The following is a 25,378-nucleotide window of genomic DNA, read 5'->3' as shown; positions in this document are numbered from 1 at the left end:
GCACATTACTCTAATTTGTTGTTGTATAATTTTGGAATTGATTTGTGAAATTTACTCATTAAATGAGTTTTAAAAATTACCAACACTTGAGTCTAAGTGTTTTTACTTTTTCCACTTTAATCGTAAACTATTACTCACCACGCTCACACTACTCATTGCCATAGCTGCCCCTGCAATCATTGGGTTTAATAAAAAACCATTTACAGGATACAGAATACCCGCCGCAATCGGAATACCAATAAGGTTATAGATAAATGCCCAAAATAAGTTTTGCTTAATGGTAGCTACCGTTTGTTTAGATAATTTTATGGACTGTGGTATTTTACTAAGATCGGACGAAATAATGGTCATTTTTGCTACATCCATAGCAATGTCACTACCTTTACCCATAGCGATACTTACGTCAGCAGTGGCAAGAGCAGTACTATCGTTAATACCATCACCTACCATGGCAACAATTTTTCCTTGTTGTTGTAATTCTTTAACAAAATTGGCTTTGTGTTGTGGTAATACTTCAGCTTTGTAATGTTGAATACCTGTTTCTTGAGCTATTGATTTTGCCGTAGCTTCATTATCACCTGTAAGCATGTACAACTCAATATCCATCGCTTGTAATTCTTTAATTGCCTGTACCGATGTTTCTTTAATTTTATCAGAAATAGCTAGTACAGAAAGCGCTTGTTGGCTATTGGAAAACCAAATAACAGTTTTTGCTTGAGTGCTCCATTCATCAGCTTGTTGTAGAAGAGTCTCAGCTATAGTCACGTTACTTTCTGCCAATAGTTTTTTGTTACCCACAAAGTAGGTTTCGTCATTATAGTTGGCTTTGGCTCCCTTACCTGTAATACTATCAAAATTAGATAATTCTGTAGTTGGTAGTTCTCCCAAATGTTTTACCACAGCTTCGGCTAATGGATGTTCCGATTTTTTTTCAATACTTAAAAGAATATTTTGAGCAGAGTTATCATTGTCTAACCAATGAATATTAGCAACCTGAGGTTTTCCTTCTGTAATAGTCCCTGTTTTATCTAAAATAATGGCATTTACTTTTTTAGCCAATTCAAGACTTTCGGCATCTTTAATCAAAATACCTTTTTCGGCACCTTTACCAACACCTACCATAATCGCTGTTGGGGTAGCAAGTCCTAAGGCACAAGGGCATGCAATAACCAACACCGTTATAGCAGCTAACAAACCTTGTACCATTCCATTATCACCTCCTAAAATCAACCAAAGTATAAAGGTTATGATCGCAATTCCCATCACTACAGGAACAAAAATACCCGCAATTTTATCTACTAATTTTTGCACTGGAGCTTTACTACCTTGTGCATCTTGTACCATTTTGATAATTTGCGCAAGCATAGTTTCTTTTCCGACCTTAATAGCTTTGAATTGGAAACTCCCTTTTTGATTGATGGTTCCTGCAAACACTTTTTCATGTTCTTTTTTTAATACGGGGACAGGTTCACCGCTCAACATACTTTCATCTACATAAGAACTACCTGTGGTTACGATTCCATCTACCGCAATTTTTTCTCCTGGTTTTACAAGAATAATATCATCGGCAATCACTTCTTCAATAGCGGTTTGTTTTTCGGTTCCGTCAGCTTGTATTACAACAACCGTTTTAGGTTGTAACCCCATTAATTTTTTAATGGCAGAGGAGGTGTTTCCTTTGGCTTTTTCTTCTAATAACTTACCTAATAAAATAAATGCAATAATTACTGCGGCAGCTTCAAAATACACATGCGCTTCTAATCCTTTGGCTTCCCAAAATTCAGGGAATAGCATATTAAAGACGCTAAATAGATAGGCAATCCCCGTACTTAAGGCCACCAGTGTGTCCATATTAGCAGAACGGTGTTTGGCTTGTTTCCATGCATTGATATAAAAGTCTTTACCAAACCACATAACTACAGGTGTAGCAAATGCCCACATGATAACATTGGCATAGGGAATGTTCATAAAAAACATTCCGATAACTACTACAGGTAACGAGAGAATTATTGACCAAACAGTTTTGTTTTTTAATTGTTTGAACTTTTTTTCGTGAATAGCTTCTAAAGTTTCCTGTTGAGAGGTTTCATCTTCAATTAACAAGTCATAACCTACACCTTGCACTGCTTTTTGTAGTTTTAAAGCGTTGGTCATATTTGGAAGATATTCAACGGTAAGGTTTCCAGTGGCAAAATTTACATTTGCATTGACAACACCGGGTTCGTAGCTAACTATACTCTCGGCACTTCCTGCACAAGAAGCACAGGTCATACCTAATACTGGGAATACTTTTTTAACGACGGTAACCCCATAACCAAGGTCTTTTATGGCATTGACTGCTTTGGAAAGCACTTCCTCGTTATTTACAGTAATAGCAGCTCTTTGGTTGTTTAGTTCTACTTTGTGGGTAGTAATTCCTTCAACATGTGCGAGTCCTTTTTCAACGATTAATGCACAGTGTTCACTTTCAACCCCTTCTAAAGGTAGGTAAATGATATTGTTATTATTTGTTGCCATTTTTTTGTTGTATTAATTGTACAATACAAAGTTGACATTAATATACAGAAAAATTATTGTGGAATTTTGGGATTGATTTATAAGATTTACACTTTGTCTAACGGTTTTCGCTTATCTTCACGGATTTTTTTAAAATGACTAGGAGTAAGTCCTGTAACTTTTTTAAACTGATTGCTTAAATAAGCTACACTTGAATAGTTTAAACGGAAAGCAATTTCACTTAACGACAATTCGTCGTAAACCAATAGTTCTTTTACCTTTTCTATTTTTTGAGCAATAAAATATTTTTCTATGGTAGTGCCTTCTACTTCTGAAAACAGGTTAGATAAATAATTGTAATCGTGATTGAGTTCCTTGCTAACAACCTCAGAAAGGTTCATTTTAATGTCGTTATCTTGATGATGTACCAAATTGATGATTACATTCTTTATATGCTCGATAATGCGACTTTTTTTATCGTCTATGATTTCAAAACCTAGGTTGAGTAATATGTTGCCTAATTGCTCTTTTTCTTCCGATGTAAGTTCTTTTTCGAGCGTAACTTCTCCTAATTTGATGTTTTTTACACTCAACCCTAATTTATCCAATTCATTTTGAATGACTAGAATACAGCGGTTGCAAACCATGTTTTTGATAAAAAGTGTCATCGTATTTTTCTTGCATCTATTTTTTGTAAAGATACAGATCTATAAGAAAGGAATTGGTTACACTATTTAAATTTAAATTAGTGTAATGTTCAGTGTCGCAGCATCATAAAGAGAAGTATATACTTTGTTATTGTTTCGTTTTTTATCTATTAATTACAGATTCGATTTTATTGAAAATATTATTCTCAAAATTATCAAAGCTATTTTTGATTGTATTTCTGTTTTCTGGCGATTCATAGTACTTCAATATTGTTGCAGGGACACCATAATCACTTGCTATTCTTCCTTCATCAGTAACAGCATTATATTCAAACTTCAATAAGAGTTTGTCTATTCCCTTGACATCTTCCATTTTTATATTTGTTCTAGTTGAAATTACATACTTGTACATTAAATTAAATACACCAAGGTATTTCACTACTTGGTATTTTAAAGTATTATACACAAACTTGGAAGTCTCTGTAATGGCCTTATCTATATGATTACCTCTACTTAAGTTATAAGAAATAGAACCCTTAAATCCACCATTTAAATAAAAGTGTATTAAGTTGGTAAGCATTGAATATTCAGATGTTTCACCTGTATATTCAATTAAAAATTTTAGATTTTTATTTTTTACAATAGGTTTAATTGTTTTTAATAAAACTTGAAATCCATCGTAATCAATGTCCATTCTGAAATTAATTATTCTTATTAATCTTTTTATTAATTCAAACTCTGTTTCAGAGTATTCAGATATTGAATCATAAAGTTTAATTTTATCCATGCGGCTTACAACTTTGTACATGGAAAAAAGACTTTCTGGTAGGTTTCTCAATCTTTGTTCTGTAATAATAGTCTGTTTTTTTAATCTATCATTTTGATTTAAAAATACATCTTCAGAATAGAACAAATCAATCTCATCCTTTGGAGATTCGGGGTCATAGTTTTTATGTTTAATTCCATCAGCTTGAGAATCTATAGTTTCCATAAAATCATTTTTAAGAACGATTACACGACCACTATAATGATATCCAAAACGACCTGCCCTTCCAGCAATGTTTTTAGCATCGAATTTTTTTAGGTCTTTATTTCCTTTCTTATTGTGCATGACAATAAGGTTTTTAGCAGATGTGTTTACTCCTTCTGTGATAGTTGTAGTTGAAATTAAAACATTTAGTAATCCTTCGTTAAACAGCGATATAATTTCTTTTTGAAGATATTTTGGAATTAAACCATGATGAATGCCAATACCATTTTTAAGACCTTTTACTAAAACCCAATCTTGAGAAAAGTTTGATGAAATATGATCGATTAGGTCTTGGTAATTTGAGTGATTATGATTGGAATATATTTTAGATTCAATTATGCTCAAGGCATACCCTTCGACACCGCCATTTTTACCTCTATTAGCACAGTATACAATTGCATTCTGATTGATTGTATTTATTTGATTAAGAGTTTGAATTAATCTTTGAGTTTTATTGTTAGACGTAAACTGCAAATTTAAATTGACATCAATTTTATACGACCTTGATGATTTTATATTACTGTATGATTTATTTACTATTTCGTAATTATTGTAATCAATGAGTTCAATGTTATTCTTTTCAAGAAAAAAATCAAATGAGCTATTATATGAGTTTGAATCCTTGACATGAAATTCTAAATAAGGACCTGCTAATAGAGAATCACTGTTATTACTTAATGAGTAGAATACAGCAAGACGATAAGCAACATCTCTTTCATTCTCTTTTGTTTCCTCGTCAATTATATAATCGTTGTCTATTTTGTAGATTTCATCAACAAATGAAAAATCAAATTCTAAGTCATATTCATGTTTTTCATAGTAAGATAAGAATCTCTCAGGGGTATAAATGAATAGATTTTGTTCTCCAAATTCATCAACTTCACTTAATGTATGAATTTTATAGTTTTCCTTGAAGTAACTGTAATTTGGATTTGCTATTATCCTTTCCAAATTTTCAGATAGCAAAGCAATAGTTGGAAATATTAATACCACATTTTTATATTCCATCTTCTTCAATATTTCATAAACAATGTGAGTTTTACCAAAAGATGTACTTGCTGATAGGAAATAACGGTTTAGTCTGTTTCTCTCAAAATTACCTAGGATTTTACTTTGGTATTTATGAAGTTTATTTTCACTATCTGTGTGTAGAGTACTTTCATAAAGCAAAGAAGAAAATGTGTTTAAATCAAAATCTTCAATATTTGAATCATGATTAAATCTTGAATTAAGTATATCAAAGAAGTGCGGTACTCCAGAGATATTTGCTAAATAGATTAAAAATTTATAATCTGTTTGTTTTAAGTCTTGATCTTTGATTTTATCAAAATAATTACACACATGTTTGATTAGAATAAAATCTTCAATCCTGCCGTTTTTGTAATTATTTATTTGCCTTAGGACATTAGAGGTTTCTTCGATTCTATCCATTCAATTACGTTTAATTTTATTTGACGAACATCCTCAACTGGTATCCAAATGAAATAAATTGAATATGGTATTGAGAGTTTGAAATTTAGAGATGAGTATCTCTCTTCGATATAGCTAATAGCATTCTTTATACTCTTGTCATAACCATCAGAGCTTTTATTGTAAAGGATAACAATTGGGTAGATTAATTTTAGATTATGTTTTTTTATCTCTTCAATAATGTCCACCACAGGATTATCTTCCCAATTTCTAATAATCTCTTCTATTTTAGTGCCTTCAATGTTAAAGCTGTTTTTAAAGTTTGTCATAGCCAGAAAGTTACTGGCCAAATAATCGTCAGAAATAGCTTTTTCAATACTATCTAAAGCACTCTTAATACCAGAACTATGTGTGGTTCTAAATTTCACTTCACCAAACCATAATTCCGTAGTTCCATTATTTTCTATAAGGTGGTATGAATCATAACCTTTTGTTTCTGATGATTCTAATGGGTTGTAAAAGTATCCTCTCGAAATTGCTGGTTTAGAGTTTAAGATAGCATATAGAATACAAAACAAGACTGTTTCTCCATGGAATCCATGACTAATTTTAATTGTTTCAGATGAAAGCTCATTGTACTTTAACTTAGTTTTTAAGGCTATGGCGTGTAATTTTTCAAATTCATTTTTCTCAAAATCTAAGTTACTAAGTGAGTATTCTATTATAGAATTGTAAATAATTTCAGAAAGGGAATTAATGTCAGATGTTTCATAGCATTTATCATTTTCAGTAGAGAAAACTGAATTAGAAATGTCCTTTTCTATATGTGGAAGATCATACCTATAAAGTATAGTATTTCTAATTAAGTTTAATAGTTCATTCCTCATAAGTAAGTACCTGATAGTTTATGGATACTAATTTGTTTAAAAAAGTGTTTTTGTCTTTTATACTCTCAATATGGAAGTATATAAGGCCTTTTTTATATTTCGTAAGTTATTATAAAAGCAGTAGTTAGGTTTATGGAAAACCGTAAAAGAGGTGAGGTTTTTCCGTAGTTTTAATAAATAAAGGATGTTGGTGCTATACTTCGTGAGATTTCTCACTTTCGTTACACTCCAGTTCGAAATGACGTTTTGTGTGCTATGCTTTGTGAGATAACCACGTCGCTGTCGCTCCTCGTTATGACGTTTTTAAAGAGTGCTGTTAAATATGAGATCTCTCACTATAGCTCGAAATAATAATGGAGAGTTGTTTTGTTAGCTTAGTATCTTTTAATTAGTCAATTTTCTAAACACCCATTCTAATGGGCCACTTTTTTTGTATTTCAACCAAATTATAGCAAACAGAATGCACAATAAGCTAAAAACGATGGCATATCCTACTGAAAACTCTACCGATAACAGCCCAAGTTTACCTGGATTTATTGCGTCAACTATTCCCATTCCTAAAACAACATGAGCAACATAAAATGTTAGCGCTAATTGCCCTGTTTTATTTAAAGCACTAATTATTTTATTGTTTTCATATTTTTCTCCAATTAAAATACATGCAGAAATTATTGTGAAAGCAATTGCAATACCGTTGAACATATAGATTGGTAAAGGAGGCATAGGGCTTGTTCCTAATACTTCTGTTAATTCTTTTGTCATTTGTTCAGTTCCATCAGAAAGTAGACTTATTAAGAGTAAAGATATGAGTTGAATGGATATAAATGTAATGATTGAATATACAAACAGTCTTTTTACATAGTTCGCGTTTTGTAAATCTTGCTTTCCGAACCAATAGCCAAAAATCATAAATGCTGTCCAAGGGAGCACTGGATGAAAGCCATTGTAAAATAAATTTCTAACAAAACCCTTAACTGTCCAAAAATTTTGATAGTTGAAAGTATCAAAATTCCAACCTGTTTCATAATTCCATATTATCATTAACAAAGGGTAACCCAAAATTAGTATAGTACCTGATAACAAAATAAATCTCCCACTGCTTTTTAATAGGAGGAGAACTATAAAAATATAAACACCATAAAAATGTAAAATGTCAGCTGGCCAAATAGCTATGTATGAAATTCCAATTAAGAATAAGAGCAATGCTCTTTTAGTGATTCTTTTTTTTGCTGTTTTTAGCTTTTCTATATTATTTGTTTGAATGGCTTTTTTTGTAGTTAAGGCAAGCCCAACACCTGCAAGAACCACGAAAGTAGCTGCTGCTTTTCCTTCAAAAATACTAGCGAAATTTTTTACCCAATTTGAGCCCTCTGAGCCAAAAACCATTTTAAAATTAACAATTATCATTCCGATAACTGCCAACGCACGTGCAACGTCAATTCCTATTATTCTTTTATTCATAGATTGTTTTTAACGGTCTGGTTATGCGCAGTGTCCCAAAGGGCATTGCGTATAGGTTTTGTTGTGTGTAGTTATTCAGCGTCTATTAGTTTTGGAAATAGAAATTTTTCTTCTTTTTTAATAAACTTTGTACTCACTTTGTAATAAAGTTCATGCATTGAATCAACCAAATTATCTAATAAGTCCTCGATGATATCTGCTTTAAAAATTATTACCTCACCAATGCTAATATCCGCTTTGAAGTAATTAATCCATTTTTCATCTGCTTTTGAGGAGTTATGAATGATTAAGTTTCTTGTTTTTCCCAACCTTTTAAGATCGAATTTTTGTTTATCTGAAAGCTGAAGGTCTAATTGAAACTCTTTGCTAATTGCTTTTAATTTCTCCCCAATCTGCCCGTAGCATAGATTATAAATATCCTTTTCATTATAAACAGACTCTGGAATATGGTTTACAATTTGCCGAACACTGTCAACTATAAAGCCTTCCGCAATTGAATATGATGAGATAATTTCTTGAGATAATCTAATAGTTTCAAAATCAGGCCATGTAGATTCAGGCATACTTAGATAATATCTACTGGTTTGGTGAATATTACCAAGAATTGCGGCTACTTTAGAAATATTCTGTTCGGGTTCAATTTGAGAGAAATACCATTGATATAATTTTTCGCTTTCCTCTGAATTGTCTATTTCTATCCCTCTTTTCTTTATTTCATTATGTATTTCTAAATATCTTCTTCCAAAATAATCTACTAGTAAGTCACTTGGTAAGTTATTCGGAAAATCAAGAAAAATGTCTTTACCCAAAAGAGAGAACAATTCAAACTGATTTCTATTTAAAACAAGTTGTTGAAATCTTCTGTCATACTCATTTAATTTTTCTAAAAATGTTAAAAATTCACCTTGATTTTGCATGGGATTCCTTTAATTACACACAACTTGTTTATAAAAATACTTTTTGTTCTTTTATACTCCAATTAGGTAGTATATAAGTACTCTTTTAAGTTTCGTAATTTATTATAAAAGGCGTAGTTAGGTTTGCAGAAAACCGTAAAAAGAATAGAGGTTTTCCGTAGTTTTTAATAAATAAAGGATGTTGGTGCTATACTTCGTGAGATAACCACGTCGTTGTCACTTCTCGTTATGACGTTATTCGAGAATGAGATTTAGCTACGCTGAACCTAGCGGTTTCTCACTTTTGTTACACTCCAGTTCGAAATGACGTTTTGTGTGCTATATTTTGTGAGATAACCACGTCGCTATTGCTTCTCGTTATGACGTTACACGAGAGTGAGGTTTAGCTACGCTGAACCTAGCGGTTTCTCACCTTGGTTGCACTCCAGTTCGAAATGACGTTTTGTGTGCTATATTTCATGAGATAACCACGTCGCTGTCGCTCCTCGTTATGACGTTTTATTTATCGTCATTGCGAACAATAGTGAAGTAATCTTTGCTTTTGTAAATAAAAGTAAACAAATTACTTCATCATTTTTCCCATTAAAGACGTTGGTAGTATTTCTGTCATTTCGAAGAAGGCATGACTGAGAAATCTTGTAAAAAAGAGTTACTAATTTTATTCAGTTAGGGTTACTTTTTTAAAACGCATCATTGATACATCGTCTAGTAATAAGTTTAGTTTTCTTTCTTCGTCAAAACTGTATTTGTTTATTTTTTTTATGGTTTTTAAAAATTCTTGTTCTCCTTGTCCGCAATACATCATGGTTGTTGGTCCAGCTTCTCCAAAAGAAATAGCATTTTCTTTACCTAAGGTAAATTCAGCAGAGTATCCGTTGCAACCGTCATTTCCCATCACTTTCATTGTTTCTTTATCAAAGGTAAGTTGAGGTTTTTTGTTAGGGAACAATCCATCAAAAGCAATTCTTGGTCCAGAAATATATTCTAATTCCCAAGTAGTACCATATAATTGTTCACTAGCGTCTTTTTTGGTACACGATACGTTGATTAACAGAATTGTAGCAAATAAAAATGTTAGTTTTTTCATAATAATTATTTTAATTGTTAGTGTTAATAATAGTTGAATTTTTTATTACAAATTTTCTTGAAGCTTCCCCATCAATCATTTGATAAATAACTTGTCTTACACCACCTGTAGGGTTGGCATTACTGTCTTCTTCTTTATAAATAGGAAAGTGCTGCGTTAAGGTGGTTTCAATAAGAGTAAATCTATCGTGTCCCATATATCCCTTACTCAATTCTTTATTTTCGGTAATAGGAGGGAAGTAGATTGAACTCATCGACTTTTTATTATTTACCGAAAACCCAATAACATTTCCGTAGCTTCCGCTTCCACCAGATTGGGTGTAGATTAGTACTTCGGGAGAACCATCAGAATTTAAATCTTCTATTTCAGCATCTACAACGCTACCGTCAATAATTTGTGTAAAAGGTGTATTGTCTATCTCTAATCCATAAGGAACGACGGTTAACTCGGTTTCTATATCATTCCTTTTTGTGGTAATATTAAAACCGATGCCTTGTAAGTTTAAATGTTTGTTGAAAATGGTCTTATCTATTTGTGTTTGGTCTAGATCTCCTTCAATTTTATGGTAAGTGTCTGCAAGACTTCCACCTCCTGAACAATAAAAATTTAGGATATCACTATCTTCTTCATTTTCAGCGGCAATAGAAATTTGTTTGTCTTTAAAAGAAAAAAATATGGTTTTTCCTTCTATGACAGATTTATAGGTACTATCATTCTCTTTTTCTACAAGAGCGTCAAAAGTACAGGTCGGCTTTTTCTTGTCAGCACGTGAGCGAATAACAATTTTTAACTGATTGTTTATAGAAGGCTTCACTGCAATCGATACCCAATCGTATCCTTCGTTTCTTTTTTCGTATTCTGAAGAAACATAGTTTCCTACAATATTGTCTAGAGTGGCAATTGTTTCTTGAGTAGTATTTTTTTGTAAGGTTGTTTTTTTAGACTCGTTTTTACAGCTAACGAATACTAAAAAAGCCATTCCTAGTAAAGTTGCGTTTAGTTTTATCATGCTATTTTATTTTTCATAGGAATTGATTCAATAAATATACCATTAAATTTATAAAAAAAGGTTTTAAGAAAATCTTAGGATTCTGAGTAACAACATAAAAAAAGACCGCCAAAACCTAATTTGACGATCTTTTAAACAAACAACTAAATTCTAAAACCTATAAAAGTTGAAGAAATTTTTTATTCAATAGTTAGTTCATCTGTAATAAAACTAACTATGAAACTAATCTAATCTATCCAGAGAATTATTAGAAGCAGTATTTATTTTCTGCTTTTAATTTCTCTGCAATTATGTCACGTAACTCTACTACGTTAGGGTAGTTAGTGTATTTTGTAAAACGCTTTAATCCCATTAACATCATACGTTGCTCATCACCTTCAGCAAAAGAAATAATACCTTCTCTTGCACTTTTGGTAATGATTTCTACAGCATTGTATAAGTATAATTTTGCCATCGCAATCTGTTCTTTTTGAGCTGCTTCACCAAAACGCTTCGCGTTCTTTTCAGTTCTTAAAATTCCAGATTCTGCCATGTATATTTCAATTAAAATATTTGAAGCAGCCGTTAATAATTGTTGGTGTTGCTCTAACTCAGGACCAAACTTTTGTAAAGCAGCCCCAGCTACCATTAAGAATACTTTCTTTAATTTAGCGATGATCTCTTTTTCTTCTGAGAATAGTTCAGAATAATCTGGAGTATCAAAAGAAGGAATTCCCATTAATTCATTTTGAACTGCCATTGCAGGATTTAATAAATCTACATGACCTTTCATGGCTTTTTTAACTAACATTCCAACTGATAATAAACGGTTGATTTCGTTAGTTCCTTCATAAATACGAGCAATACGAGCATCTCTCCAAGCAGCTTCCATAGGAGTTTCTTCAGAGAATCCCATACCTCCAAAAATTTGGATTCCTTCATCAGCACAGTTTTGTACATCTTCAGAAACCGCTACTTTTAAGATAGAACACTCAATAGCATATTCTTCAACACCTTTTAACTCAGCTTCCTGATGTGTGTTTCCTTCTGATTCACGAATTGCAATTCTATCTTCGATGTTTTTAGCAGCTCTGTACGATGCAGACTCACCAACATATGCATTGGTAGCCATTTCAGCTAATTTCATTTTAATAGCTCCAAACTCAGCAATAGGAGTTTTAAATTGCTTACGCTCGTTTGCGTAGTTTACAGCATGAGTTACAATTCTTCTTTGAGAATCTAAACAAGCTCCTGCTAATTTAATACGACCAACGTTTAAGGCGTTCATGGCAATTTTGAACCCACCACCACGTACAGATAACATATTTTCAACTGGAATTAATGTATCGTTGAAAAATACCTGACGAGTAGAAGAGGCGCGAATACCTAATTTGTGTTCTTCTTCTCCTAAAGTTACTCCGTTAGGATTGTTTTTATCATATTCTAAGATAAAACCAGTAATGTTTTTATCGTCTTCGATACGAGCAAAAACGATGAAGATTTCAGCAAAACCTGCATTCGAAATCCACATTTTTTGTCCGTTAATTTTATAATGTTTTCCGTCTTCAGTTAACTCAGCAGTAGTTTTACCAGAGTTAGCGTCAGATCCTGCTCCTGGTTCTGTTAAACAGTAAGCTCCGAATTTTTCACCCATTGCTAATGCAGGAACATATTTTTGCTTTTGCTCTTCAGTACCGTATAAAGTAATTGGCATGGTACCAATACCCGTATGTGCACCAAAAGCAGTACTAAAAGATCCTGTTCCACTAGAAATGTAATCACATGTTAACATGGTAGAAACGAATCCCATTCCTAATCCGCCATAAGCTTCAGGAACTGCTACACCTAAAAATCCTAATTCACCAGCTTTACGCATAGTTTCTTCAGTAAGTGCGTAATCTTTTGCTTCGAAACGAGTTTTATGGGGAATGATTTCACGGTCGTTAAATTCTTTAACCGCATCACGCATCATTGTTTGCTCTTCTGAAAAATCTTCAGGAGTAAATATATCTTCACATTTTGTTTCTTTTACTAAGAACTGTCCTCCACGTAAAAGATCTTTTGTTAATTCTGACATCTTTATTAGTTTTAAGAAAAGAGAAAATAGAGAATAGAAAAAAGACTAGGTAAGAGTATTTTGAAAACTCATTGTCATTCTTTGAAATTCTTCTATTTTTTCTTCAAGTATTGTTAAAGTTTTTTGGTTAATATATTTTCTGTGAAAAGCAACTAATAACTGTGTGCCTAGTTCAAAAGAAGAACCTAAAGCAATGTTTAAATAGTTGCTAAACGACTTATTGGTATTTGCCGAACCCTCTGCAATATTACTGGGCATAGAAACAGAGCATCTGCTCATTTGAGAAGACAAATCATAACGTTCATGCTTTGGAAACTCTACTAGTACATCAGAAATGTCATTTGCAATTTCTAATCCTAGTTGCCAAATTTTTAGATTTTTATAATTATGTCTCTTACTAGTACTCATTACAAAGTCTATTCTCTTTTCTCTATGCTCTTTACTCTTAACTAGCTAAGGAATTCAAAAATACCAGCAGCACCTTGACCAGTACCTACACACATGGTTACCATTCCGTATTTGCCATTCATGTTACGCTTACGCATTTCATCAAATAACTGAACAGATAGTTTACCACCAGTACATCCTAATGGGTGACCTAAAGCAATTGCTCCACCATTTACGTTAATGATATCCGGATTTAAACCTAATTCGCGGATAACAGCTAATGATTGTGAAGCAAATGCCTCATTTAGTTCAATTAATTCAATATCACTTTGTTGTAAACCTGCTTGTTTTAATGCTTTTGGTATGGCTGCTACAGGACCAATTCCCATAATACGAGGTGGTACACCTGCTGCTGCATAACTTACTAAACGAGCTTCTGGTTGAATACCTAACTCTTTTACCATATCTTCACTCATTACCATTACGAAAGCAGCTCCATCACTTGTTTGTGATGAGTTACCAGCTGTAACAGAACCATTAGCAGCAAATACTGGACGTAATTTTGCTAAGGCTTCTACGCTAGTTCCACGACGTGGACCTTCGTCTTTAGTAACTGTATAATTTCTTGTGGCACGTTTTCCGTTCGCATCAATATAAGTTTCTTCAACATTGATTGGTGCTATTTGATCTTGGAAACGGTCACTATCTAAAGCTTTTAAAGCTTTCATGTGTGATTCGTATGCAAACTGATCTTGATCTGCACGAGAAATGTTGTATTGTTGTGCTACTGCTTCAGCAGTATTTCCCATTCCCCAATAGTAATCCTCGTGACCAGCATTTACGATATCGTAGTTTAACTCTGGTTTAAAACCTGTCATTGGTACAGAACTCATACTTTCTGCTCCACCAGCAATAATACACTCTGCCATTCCAGATTGAATTTTTGCTACTGCCATACCAATAGTTTCTAATCCTGATGAACAGAAACGGTTTACGGTAACTCCAGGAACATCTACAGAATCTAATCCAATTAATGAAATGATTCTTGCCATGTTTAATCCTTGAGAACCTTCTGGCATTGCATTACCAACAATAACATCGTCGATACGCTTTACGTCGAATTCTGGCAGTTGAGTCATCATATATTTGATGGTCTCAGCAGCTAATTCATCAGCTCTTTTAAATCTGAACACACCTTTTTTAGATTTCCCTACGGCGGTTCTATATCCTTTTACTATATATGCTGTTTTCATTGTTTTAGTTTCTTAATGGTTTACCAGTTTTTAGCATGTGCTGAATACGCTCTAACGTTTTACGTTCTGTAGTTAAACTTAAGAAAGCTTCACGTTCAAGGTCTAATAAATACTGTTCAGTAACTTTTGTTGGTTCTGATAAATCTCCCCCAGCCATTACATAGGCTAGTTTGTTTGCAATTTTCTGATCGTGTTCAGAAATATATTTAGAAGCTTCCATAGAGTCAGTTCCTACTAAGAACATTCCTAAGGCTTGCTTACCTAATACTAAAACATCTTTACGTTTTACTGGTTGTGTATAACCTGCTTCTGCTAATAACACAGCGTGTTTTTTAGCTTCTGCTATCTGACGGTCTTTGTTTACAACAACAACATCTTTTCCTTTTTGTAGTAAGTTCAAGTCATATGCTTCATAAGCTGAAGTAGCGACTTTTGCCATACCGATAGTTAAGAAGTGTTCTTGTAACACGTTTAATTGAACATCACCAGTGTGGAATAAATCTTGCGCTCTTAACGCCATTTCTTTTGATCCACCACCACCAGGAATTACTCCAACTCCAAACTCTACTAATCCAATGTAGGTTTCAGCAGCAGCAACTACTTTGTCGGCGTGTAATGATAATTCACATCCACCACCTAAGGTCATTCCGTGAGGAGCAGCAATGGTAGGAATAGCAGAATAGCGCATGCGCATCATCGTATCTTGGAAATACTTGATTGCCATGTTTAACTCGTCGTACTCTTGCTCAACAGCCATCATAAAAATCATTCCGATGTTGGCACCAACAGAGAAATTCGCTGCTTGGTTACCAATAACTAATCCTTGAAAGTCTTTTTCAGCTAAATCAACCGCTTTGTTTAATCCAGCTAAAACATCACCACCAATAGTGTTCATTTTAGATTGGAATTCACAGTTTAAGATTCCATCTCCTAAATCTTCAATCACAATACCAGAGTTTTTGAATACCTCGGTAGTTTTACGAATGTTATCTAAGATGATAAATGAATCTTGTCCTGGCTTTTTAACTTGTGCTTTTGCAGGCACATCGTAGTAATATGTTGCACCGTCTTTAACTGTATAGAAAGATTTCTCTCCTTTAGCTACCATTTCAGTAACCCAAGGAGCAGGCTCTTTTCCTTCAGCTTTCATTAATTCGATACCTTTTTCAACACCTACAGCATCCCAAATTTCGAAAGGACCATTTTCCCATCCGAAACCTGCTTTCATGGCATCGTCAATTCTATATAATTCATCAGAAATTTCTGGAATTCTATTTTGAACGTACGCAAACATTGCTGCGAAGTTTTTACGGTAGAATTCTCCCGCTTTATCTTTTCCGCCAACTAATACTTTAAATCGGTCAATTGGCTTGTCAATTGTCTTGGTTAATTCAAGAGTAGCAAATTTTGCTTTTTTAGACGGACGGTATTCCATCGTATCTAAATCTAAGGCTAAAATTTCACGTTTCCCTTCTGCATTGGTTGTCTTTTTATAGAAACCTTGCTTGGTTTTATCTCCTAACCATTTGTTTTCCATCATTTTGTTGATGAAATATGGTAGTTTAAATAAATCGTGAGCTTCATCGTTAGGACAGTTTTCATAAATACCGTTAGCAACGTGTACCAATGTATCTAATCCAACTACATCAACAGTACGGAAAGTAGCTGATTTTGGACGTCCAATAACAGGACCTGTTAATTTATCAACTTCTTCAACAGTTAATCCTAATTCTTTTACTTGGTGGAATAAAGACTGTATTCCAAAGATACCAATACGGTTACCAATAAAAGCAGGCGTATCTTTAGCTAATACAGAAGTTTTTCCTAAGAATTTCGAACCATAGTCCATTAAAAAATCAGTTACTTCTTGCTTACAGTCAGGTCCAGGAACAACTTCAAATAATTTTAAATAACGAGGAGGATTAAAGAAGTGTGTTACCGCAAAGTGTTTACGGAAATCTTCACTACGTCCTTCGTTCATAAATTTAATAGGAATACCAGAAGTATTGGTAGAAATTATTGTACCAGGAGTACGGTATTTTTCAACTTGTTCGAAAACACTTTGTTTAATATCTAAGCGTTCAACAACTACTTCCATAATCCAATCTACATCTTTAATTTTGTGTAAATCGTCTTCAAGGTTTCCAGTAGTAATTCTATCTGCAAACTTTTGGTTGTAGATAGGTGATGGTTTTGATTTTAACGAAGCAGCTAAAGCATCATTAACCAAACGGTTACGAACTACTTTGTCTTCTAAGGTAAGGCCTTTTGCTTTTTCTTTGTCGTTAAGTTCTCTTGGAACGATGTCCAATAATAACACTTCAACGCCAATGTTAGCAAAATGACATGCAATACCTGATCCCATGATACCTGAGCCAATAATTGCTACTTTTTTAATTCTTCTTGCCATTTGTTTGTTGGTTTGTTTTTATACAGTTTTAATCGATATCATCATATATCAATTTGTCTGTAATTAGTTTGTTTATCGTTGTAGTTACTTTAAAAAAAGTTTCTAACTCTTCTTCAGTAATATACTCTCGTACTTTATTATTGAATTGATATACATGCCCTTTCGAAACCTCACGCATCTCCTTACCAAAGTCGGTAAGTTTTAAAATGACACTTCTTCCATCATTTGGGTTTTTTTCTCTTGATATTACTCCTTTATCTTCCATAGTTTTAAGTAAACGAGAAAGACTAGTAGGCTCCATTCCCATTAATGGTCCTAAAGCTGTTGAAGGAGTACCGTTTTCAAAATCTATATTCAATAAAGCAAAGGCTGTAGCCATAGTGCTATCGTGCTTTGCAGCTTGCTCATTATACATTTTGGCTACAGCTTGCCATGTAGCTCTCAACTGGTGATCTATTGATTTATCCTTATCCATCGATGCCAAATATATAAAATTTTATTATGCATGCATAGTATTTTGAAAAAAAATTATGCGTGCATAATAAAAATAACACAAATTTTAAGTGTAACGTTTTTGTTGTATGGCTATCTAATACTTGTAAATTTATGTAAGTTTGTAGGAATTTTATGTTACAAAAAGTTAACTAATTATCAAATAAATCAATGAGTAACTTATTAGAAATTAACAATGTTGTAAAACGTTATGGCGATTATACTGCATTGAATAATGTGTCTATGCATATACCAAAAGGGAGTGTTTTTGGGTTGTTAGGTCCAAATGGAGCAGGAAAAACCTCTCTTATTAGAATTATCAATCAAATTACAATGCCTGATGCAGGAGAGATTATATTAGATGGAGAAAAGCTAGCACCACACCATATAGAACATATAGGATATTTACCAGAAGAACGTGGTTTATATAAGAGTATGAAAGTAGGAGAGCAGGCGTTGTACTTGGCTCAATTAAAAGGGTTAAGTAAATCAGAAGCAAAAAAGCGTTTAAAATATTGGTTTGATAAGTTTGATATAGGTGCTTGGTGGAATAAAAAGATAGAAGAGCTTTCTAAAGGAATGGCGCAAAAGGTACAGTTTATTGTAACAGTATTGCATCAACCAAAACTATTAATTTTTGATGAACCTTTTTCAGGATTTGATCCAATAAATGCGCAGTTAATAGCCAAAGAAATTTTACAATTGCGTGATGAAGGTGCTACCATAATTTTTTCTACACACCGTATGGAAAGTGTAGAAGAGATGTGCGATTATATTGCTTTGATTAATAAATCGAACAAAATTTTAGATGGTAAGCTAGAAGATATTAAAAAAGAATTTAGAACTCACACTTTTCAGGTAGGGTTGGCTACTTCTAACTCAAAAGAGGTAGAAGATAAGCTAAAACAAAATTTTGAAGTACTACCTGCTGATTTTAAATTGTTAAATAACGGATTAAAATTGAATGTGAAGCTGACCAATGGAAATTCAGCTAACGATTTATTATCGTATTTAACAACACAAGGAGAAGTACAACATTTTGTAGAATTAGTACCAAGTGCCAACGATATTTTTATTCAGGCAGTTAATAAAAACAGTTAACCTATGAAAAGATTACGATTAATAATAGAGCGTGAATTTATTGCCAAGGTTAGAAATAAGTCGTTTATCGTTATGACTTTTTTAAGTCCTTTATTAATGATTGGTATGGGAGCTTTGGTGTTTTTCTTAATGAAAAAGAATGATGAAAAAGTCAAGAAAATAGTATATGTAGATGAGTCAGGAATGTTTTCTAAAGAAGTATTCTCAGATTCAAAAACTGTAAAATATCAAGATTTTACAGCTTTGGGAATTGAAGACTCTAAAAAGAAAGTAGAGGAAGGAGATTATTATGGAGCTTTATATATTCCGAAACAAGATAGCTTAGAAATACTAGCAAAATCGATAGAGTTTTTCTCAAAAGATTCTCCAAGTATGTCTATTATGGAAGGCTTAGAAGACAAGATAGACAAAGTATTACGTCATGAAAAGCTAACCAGTTTTGGAATTGATATTGCCCATATTGAAGAGTCTAAAATAGCATCAGAAATTAAGATGTTGAATTTTTCTGGTGAAAAATCATCAAAATTAATCAACGGATTAAAAATAGGTGTAGGAGCTATTGCAGGGTACTTGTTAATGATGTTTGTGATGATATATGGTACTTCGGTTATGCGTAGTGTAATTGAAGAAAAAACGAGTAGAATTATCGAGGTAATTGTGTCTTCGGTAAAACCTTTCCAATTAATGTTAGGAAAAATTATAGGAAATGCTTCGGCAGGTTTGTTGCAATTCTTTATTTGGGGAGTTTTATTCTTGGTATTCAGTTTTATCGCTTCTTCTTTCTTTGGAGTTGATATGATGGATATGCAATCTGCCAAAGTTTCACCAGAACAAATGGAAGCTATCCAGCAAACAGCAACCGAAAAAGGAGAAATGATAGTTCAAGAAATTTTCAGATTACCTTTGGTTAAAATGTTCTTTTTGTTCATTTTTTACTTTTTAGGAGGGTATATGTTATATAGTTCTTTATTTGCAGCTGTTGGTGCAGCAGTAGATAATGAAACCGATACACAGCAATTTATGATGCCAATTATGTTGCCATTAATTTTAGCGGTATATGTTGGTTTTGCAACGGTAATTAATGATCCTCACGGACCAGTATCAGTTATATTTTCATATATACCATTTACATCTCCAATCGTGATGTTAATGCGAATTCCATTTGGAGTAGCTTGGTGGGAAATAGCAATTTCTATGTTGTTATTAATTCTTACTTTTATGGTAATTGTATGGATTGCGGCCAAGATTTATCGTGTAGGTATTTTAATGTATGGTAAAAAGCCAACCTATAAAGATTTATGGAAGTGGATTCGCTATAGTGGATAATTAACTTTTTATGAAATGAGCTGTAGTAATTAACTTAATATTCTTCGAAAGTATTTAATGTGAATTACATCTGACGAATAAAAATAATAAGAGCTAGCAGATGAAAGAAATTATAAAACAAATAACCGATTTTTTAAATTATAAAATACCTCTGGGAGGAAAAGGTATAGATGTAACTTTAAAAACAATTTTACTTTTAATAATAAGCTTAGTTATTGTTAGGATTGTATTGAAGTACTTAAAAAAACTGGCTAAAAGTAAATTAGAACAAGAAGATAAGAATAAGTTCAATACTATTTTCTCGTTTACTAGTTGGTTAACTTATGTAATAGTTTTTTCAATAGCGTTAAGTTCGGCAGGGGTTAATTTAAGTGCTGTTTTAGTTGCGTCTTCTGCATTATTAATTGGTATTGGTTTGGCTTTACAAACCTTTTTTCAAGATATTATTTCTGGAGTTTTTATAATTGTTGATAAAAGTGTACATGTTGGAGATATTATAGAGTTAGATGATAAAGTAGGTAGGGTAGAGGAAATAAAATTAAGAACCACAAGAGCAGTAACTATAGATAATAAAGTATTGGTTATTCCTAATCATAAGTATTTATCGAACAGTTTATACAATTGGACTCAAAATGGAACAACTACTCGCGAAAATGTTACGGTAGGAGTTGCTTATGGTAGTGATGTAGCTTTGGTTAAAAAATTGTTGCTACAAGCTGCTAACGAACATCCAAAAGTATATCAACATCCTGCCCCAATGGTACTATTTGAAAATTTTGGTGATAGTTCATTAGATTTCAAATTAATATTTACATTAAATGATAGTTTTCAAGCGTTAATACCTAAGAGTGATATCAGGTTTAGAATCGATGAACTGTTTAGAGAGCATAATGTAAGCATTCCTTTTCCTCAAAGAGATATACATATTATTGAGAAAAATAAATAATGGCTTAATTGTTGCTTTTTTAGAGAGAATTTCAAAAGAATAAAAGAAAGTATGGCTAAAATATTAATAATAGAAGATGAAGCTGCAATTCGCAGAGTATTAAAAAAAATTATTTCAGAAGAAAATAATTCTTATGAAGTTGAAGAGGCTGAAGATGGGTTAGCAGGAATTGAAATGATAAAAAATACAGATTACGATTTAGTGCTTTGTGATATTAAAATGCCCAAAATGGATGGGGTTGAAGTATTAGAAAAAGCTAAAAAAATAAAACCAGAAACACCTATGGTAATGATTTCTGGTCACGGAGATTTAGATACGGCAGTAAACACGATGCGTTTAGGTGCTTTTGACTATATTTCAAAACCACCAGATTTAAACCGTTTATTAAATACGGTAAGAAATGCTTTAGATAGAAAGGAATTAGTGGTAGAAAACAAGCGGTTAAAAAAGAAGGTGGGTAAGAATTATGAAATGATTGGAGAGAGTGATGCTATTACTCATATCAAAGAAATCATTGAAAAAGTATCGGGCACTGACGCTAGAGTTTTAATAACAGGACCTAACGGAACAGGGAAAGAATTAGTAGCACATTGGTTGCATGAAAAATCAGAACGTTCTAAAGCACCGATGGTTGAGGTGAATTGTGCCGCGATTCCCTCAGAATTGATAGAAAGTGAGTTGTTTGGGCATGTGAAAGGAAGTTTTACTGGAGCAAACAAAGACAGGGCTGGTAAGTTTGAAGCTGCAAATGGAGGAACAATTTTTTTAGATGAGATAGGAGATATGAGTTTGTCAGCACAGGCAAAAGTACTTCGAGCTTTACAGGAGAACAAAATTTCACGAGTAGGTTCTGATAAAGATATTAAAGTGAATGTGCGTGTTGTTGCAGCAACAAACAAAGATTTAAAAAAAGAAATTGCAGAGGGGCGTTTTAGAGAAGATTTGTATCATCGCTTAGCTGTAATTTTAATTGAGGTTCCGGCGTTAAATGATAGGAGAGAAGATATTCCGTTATTGGTAAAATTCTTTGCAGAGAAAATTTCTGAAGAGCAGGGTATGCCCAAGAAAAAATTTGCAGATGATGCAATAAAACAACTGCAAGAGTATGATTGGACAGGAAACATTCGAGAGTTGCGCAATGTGGTAGAACGCTTACTTATTTTAGGTGAAAAAGAAGTTTCTAAAAATGATGTAAAACTTTTTGCAAGTAAATAGGTTGCTAGATGTTATTAATAATATAAAAAAAGAAGAGCAATTTGCTCTTCTTTTTTTGTTGGTTATACTTATTTTAATTTAAATCGTATCTGTCTGCATTCATTACTTTAGTCCAAGCGGCTACAAAGTCTTTTACAAATTTTTCTTTGTTGTCATCTTGCGCATATACTTCTGCGTATGATCTAAGTATAGAATTAGAACCAAATATCAAATCGGCTCTGGTAGCTGTCCATTTTATATTTCCTGTTTTTCGTTCAACAATGTTGTAGAGATTTTCTCCGGCAGGTTTCCATGAATATTTCATATCTGTTAAATTCACAAAGAAATCATTGCTTAAAACACCTTCGTTGTCGGTGAATACTCCATGTTTTGTACCTCCATGGTTGGTACCTAATACACGCATTCCACCAACTAAAACAGTCATTTCAGGAGCGGTTAGCCCCATAAGTTGTGTTCTGTCTAACAACAATTCTTCAGGTTTTACAGTATACTCTTTTTTCTGCCAGTTTCTGTATCCGTCATGTAAAGGTTCTAGCACTTTAAAAGATTCAATGTCTGTCATTTCTGGAGTTGCATCTCCTCTTCCTGGAGAGAAAGGAACTTTAATGTTTATACCTCCATCTTGAGCAGCTTTTTCAATAGCAGCACTACCGCCTAAAACAATTAAATCAGCAATACTCACTTTTTTATTCAACTCTGATTGAATTTCAGTTAGCTTATCTAGTACTTTCTTCAATCTTGTAGGTTCGTTTCCTTCCCAGTCTTTTTGAGGAGCTAAACGAATTCTTGCTCCATTAGCACCACCTCTAAAATCAGAACCTCTGAATGTTCTAGCACTGTCCCAAGCTGTATTAATTAGTTCGGTACGGGTTAACCCACTGTTTAATAATATGTTTTTTAATTCTTCGATTTCAGTTTCGCTTAAGGTATAATCTACGGTAGGAACTGGGTCTTGCCAAATGAGTGTTTCTGTTGGTACATCGGTTCCTAAATAACGAGTATTCGGACCTAAATCGCGATGTGTTAATTTGAACCAGGCACGAGCAAATGTATCAGCAAAGTACTCTGGGTCGTTATAAAATTTTTCTGATATTTTTCTGTATTCAGGATCCATTTTCATCGCCATATCAGCATCGGTCATGATAGGGTTTCTTTTGATGTTTGGATTGTGAGCGTCTGTTGGTTTATCTTCTTCTTTCATGTTAACAGGCTCCCATTGCCATGCACCAGCAGGACTCTTTGTTAGTTCCCAATCATGATTTAATAATAAATGAAAATAGGTATGATTCCATCTGTCGGGTGTAGTTGTCCATGCGCCTTCTAAACCACTGGTAACTGCGTTTTCAGCGTTCCCATTTCCTTTAGGGTTGTACCAGCCTAAACCTTGTTCGTGAATTTCAGCTCCTTCAGGACTTTGACCTAAAGCACCAGCATCGGCATTTCCGTGTGCTTTTCCCACGGTATGTCCCCCTGCAGTCAAAGCAACAGTTTCTTCATCGTTCATAGCCATGCGTTTAAAGGTTAAACGAACATCTTGTGCAGTTTTCAAAGGATCTGGTTTACCATCAACTCCTTCTGGATTAACATAAATTAATCCCATTTGAACAGCAGCTAATGGATTTTCAAGAGACTCTCTATTAGTGTCGCTTTCATATCTGTTGTGTGTGGCAGCTAACCATTCTTTTTCCGATCCCCAATAAATGTCTTTTTCTGGGTGCCAGATATCTTCACGTCCTCCTGCAAAACCAAAAGTTTTAAATCCCATTGATTCATAGGCCATGTTTCCTGCTAAAATAATAAGGTCAGCCCATGATAGTTTATTTCCATATTTCTTTTTAATAGGCCACAATAAACGTCTGGCTTTATCAAGGTTTCCATTATCTGGCCAACTGTTTAGTGGAGCAAAACGAAGATTACCTGTATTACCACCACCTCTACCATCAGCTATTCTATAAGTACCTGCAGCATGCCACGCCATTCGTATCATTAATCCTCCATAATGACCCCAATCAGCTGGCCACCAGTCTTGACTGCTAGTCATTAAATTTTTTAAATCATTTTTTACAGCTTCTAAATCTAGTTTTTTAAATTCTTCAGCGTAATTGAAATCTTTACCCAAAGGATTTGTTTTGGTGTCGTGTTGGTGTAAAATATCTAAATTCAAAGACTTAGGCCACCATTCCATAATATTATTGTGTATTTCAGTATTTGCGCCCTGAGAAAAAGGACATTTACCTGTTTTACTACCAGAAAAGTGTGGATTAGTATCGTTCATTTTTTTGTTTTTTAAGGTTACAGTACCTTCAAATTTACGATAAATCATTAAATAATTTTTATTTATATTTTTTATTTTACTATAGTATAAAGCTATTTTGTTTTGTAATGTTTTGGTATGTAGATGTGTATTTTGTTTTTTGATTATTGATTATGTTTGTTATCAATTATTTTTATAATGAAATAAAAAAATATTTTAACATTCATTCTTTAAAATGTTAGGAAACGAAATACATTTGCACTCGTTAAGAATTATTAATCAATAAAAAACTATAAAATGGCTACAGTAGTTGGAAAAAAATTCCCAAATCTAAACGTAGATGCAATGAACGAAATGGGTGATACGTTCAAATTAAATGTATTGGAAGAAGCAGTTAATAATAAGAAGAAAATATTGTTGTTTTGGTACCCAAAAGATTTTACCTTTGTATGCCCAACTGAGTTACATGCTTTTCAAGCTGCATTATCAGAATTTGAAAAAAGAAATACAATTGTAATTGGTGCATCATGTGATACTCCTGAGGTACATTTTGCTTGGTTAAATCAAGCTAAAGAAAATGGAGGTATTGAAGGTGTAACATATCCATTGTTAGCTGATAGTAATCGTAACTTATCATCTATTTTAGGTATCTTAGATATTACTAATGAAACCTATGATGAGGCTACAGGTACTGTTCAAGTTGAAGGAGATAATGTAACTTATAGAGCTACTTATTTAATTGATGAAGAAGGAACTGTATTCCACGAAGGAATTAACCATATGCCAGTTGGTCGTAATGTAAATGAATATTTACGTTTGATTGATGCTTACACTCATGTACAAGAAAAAGGTGAGGTTTGTCCAGCAAACTGGGAAGAAGGTAAAGAAGCAATGCAAGCAAACGCTAAAGCTACTGCAGAGTACTTAGCAGCACTTTAAAATACAGTTAGGAAAGGAATAAAGTTCGTGTGAGATAAGTGAAGGGGTCGAGCAC

General features: G+C 33.2%; 19 protein-coding genes. 5 read left to right on the top strand and 14 right to left on the bottom strand.

Translation table 11 applies throughout. From position 1 onward, the window contains the following. Window positions 1–102: 102 nt before the first annotated feature. The 13 genes from DFQ07_RS12385 to DFQ07_RS12325 all read right to left on the bottom strand — a co-directional run bounded on the left by DFQ07_RS12385 (window position 103) and on the right by DFQ07_RS12325 (window position 17,525). The gene (locus DFQ07_RS12385) at window positions 103–2,517 is read right to left on the bottom strand and encodes a heavy metal translocating P-type ATPase (RefSeq protein ID WP_133537320.1); all 2,415 of its coding nucleotides are present in this window, start codon (window positions 2,515–2,517) and stop codon (window positions 103–105) included. A gap of 86 nt (window positions 2,518–2,603) precedes the next feature. Further along, window positions 2,604–3,164 (bottom strand): helix-turn-helix domain-containing protein, encoded by a 561-nt coding sequence (locus tag DFQ07_RS12380; RefSeq protein ID WP_133537318.1) that lies wholly within the window; start codon window positions 3,162–3,164, stop codon window positions 2,604–2,606. Between the two features lie 142 nt (window positions 3,165–3,306). Next, on the bottom strand, window positions 3,307–5,604 hold the full coding sequence (locus tag DFQ07_RS12375; protein ID WP_133537316.1) for a helicase-related protein: 2,298 nt from the start codon (window positions 5,602–5,604) through the stop codon (window positions 3,307–3,309). Then, entirely contained in the window at window positions 5,571–6,470 is a 900-nt protein-coding gene (locus DFQ07_RS12370; protein WP_133537314.1) for a Hachiman antiphage defense system protein HamA, read from the bottom strand. The genes DFQ07_RS12375 and DFQ07_RS12370 overlap by 34 nt, the downstream gene beginning before the upstream one ends. Before the next feature lie 384 nt (window positions 6,471–6,854). Next, window positions 6,855–7,931 (bottom strand): DUF418 domain-containing protein, encoded by a 1,077-nt coding sequence (locus DFQ07_RS12365; protein WP_133537312.1) that lies wholly within the window; start codon window positions 7,929–7,931, stop codon window positions 6,855–6,857. A gap of 71 nt (window positions 7,932–8,002) precedes the next feature. After that, entirely contained in the window at window positions 8,003–8,848 is an 846-nt protein-coding gene (locus DFQ07_RS12360; RefSeq protein WP_133537310.1) for a hypothetical protein, read from the bottom strand. Window positions 8,849–9,506: 658 nt separating this feature from the next. After that, a complete protein-coding gene (locus tag DFQ07_RS12355; protein ID WP_133537308.1) occupies window positions 9,507–9,935 on the bottom strand; it encodes an META domain-containing protein in 429 nt (142 codons plus the stop codon). Window positions 9,936–9,945: 10 nt separating this feature from the next. Next, window positions 9,946–10,944, bottom strand: a complete 999-nt coding sequence (locus DFQ07_RS12350; protein WP_133537306.1) for a PliI family lysozyme inhibitor of I-type lysozyme — start codon at window positions 10,942–10,944, stop codon at window positions 9,946–9,948. Between the two features lie 247 nt (window positions 10,945–11,191). After that, window positions 11,192–13,000 (bottom strand): acyl-CoA dehydrogenase family protein, encoded by a 1,809-nt coding sequence (locus DFQ07_RS12345; RefSeq protein ID WP_133537304.1) that lies wholly within the window; start codon window positions 12,998–13,000, stop codon window positions 11,192–11,194. Between the two features lie 45 nt (window positions 13,001–13,045). Continuing rightward, on the bottom strand, window positions 13,046–13,408 hold the full coding sequence (locus DFQ07_RS12340; protein WP_133537302.1) for a four helix bundle protein: 363 nt from the start codon (window positions 13,406–13,408) through the stop codon (window positions 13,046–13,048). A gap of 41 nt (window positions 13,409–13,449) precedes the next feature. Continuing rightward, a complete protein-coding gene (locus tag DFQ07_RS12335; protein ID WP_133537300.1) occupies window positions 13,450–14,640 on the bottom strand; it encodes an acetyl-CoA C-acyltransferase in 1,191 nt (396 codons plus the stop codon). Between the two features lie 4 nt (window positions 14,641–14,644). Then, window positions 14,645–17,050, bottom strand: coding sequence for a 3-hydroxyacyl-CoA dehydrogenase/enoyl-CoA hydratase family protein (locus tag DFQ07_RS12330; RefSeq protein ID WP_133537298.1), 2,406 nt, complete (start codon window positions 17,048–17,050; stop codon window positions 14,645–14,647). 28 nt (window positions 17,051–17,078) lie between these two features. Further along, complete coding sequence (locus DFQ07_RS12325) at window positions 17,079–17,525, bottom strand: MarR family winged helix-turn-helix transcriptional regulator (protein ID WP_133537296.1); 447 nt, start codon at window positions 17,523–17,525, stop codon at window positions 17,079–17,081. A gap of 188 nt (window positions 17,526–17,713) precedes the next feature. Here DFQ07_RS12325 and DFQ07_RS12320 point away from each other — a divergent pair, with 188 nt between their 5' ends. The 4 genes from DFQ07_RS12320 to DFQ07_RS12305 all read left to right on the top strand — a co-directional run bounded on the left by DFQ07_RS12320 (window position 17,714) and on the right by DFQ07_RS12305 (window position 22,130). Then, a complete protein-coding gene (locus DFQ07_RS12320; RefSeq protein ID WP_133537294.1) occupies window positions 17,714–18,643 on the top strand; it encodes an ABC transporter ATP-binding protein in 930 nt (309 codons plus the stop codon). A 3-nt stretch (window positions 18,644–18,646) separates the two neighbouring features. Then, entirely contained in the window at window positions 18,647–19,969 is a 1,323-nt protein-coding gene (locus DFQ07_RS12315; protein ID WP_133537292.1) for an ABC transporter permease, read from the top strand. A gap of 100 nt (window positions 19,970–20,069) precedes the next feature. After that, on the top strand, window positions 20,070–20,915 hold the full coding sequence (locus tag DFQ07_RS12310) for a mechanosensitive ion channel family protein (protein ID WP_133537290.1): 846 nt from the start codon (window positions 20,070–20,072) through the stop codon (window positions 20,913–20,915). A 51-nt stretch (window positions 20,916–20,966) separates the two neighbouring features. Continuing rightward, window positions 20,967–22,130, top strand: a complete 1,164-nt coding sequence (locus DFQ07_RS12305; RefSeq protein WP_133537288.1) for a sigma-54-dependent transcriptional regulator — start codon at window positions 20,967–20,969, stop codon at window positions 22,128–22,130. A gap of 73 nt (window positions 22,131–22,203) precedes the next feature. Here DFQ07_RS12305 and katG read toward each other — a convergent pair whose 3' ends face one another. Further along, complete coding sequence (katG, locus tag DFQ07_RS12300; RefSeq protein ID WP_133537544.1) at window positions 22,204–24,405, bottom strand: catalase/peroxidase HPI; 2,202 nt, start codon at window positions 24,403–24,405, stop codon at window positions 22,204–22,206. 276 nt (window positions 24,406–24,681) lie between these two features. On the opposite strand from katG, the gene DFQ07_RS12295 reads away from it, so the two are divergent. Then, on the top strand, window positions 24,682–25,323 hold the full coding sequence (locus DFQ07_RS12295) for a peroxiredoxin (protein WP_133537286.1): 642 nt from the start codon (window positions 24,682–24,684) through the stop codon (window positions 25,321–25,323). The last annotated feature ends 55 nt before the right edge of the window (window positions 25,324–25,378 follow it).

This window comes from Tenacibaculum caenipelagi (assembly GCF_004363005.1).
GTDB classification, from domain to species: domain Bacteria; phylum Bacteroidota; class Bacteroidia; order Flavobacteriales; family Flavobacteriaceae; genus Polaribacter; species Polaribacter caenipelagi.
The sequence above is the reverse complement of the archived record's forward strand: the minus strand, read 5'-3'. Positions and strand labels throughout refer to the sequence as shown.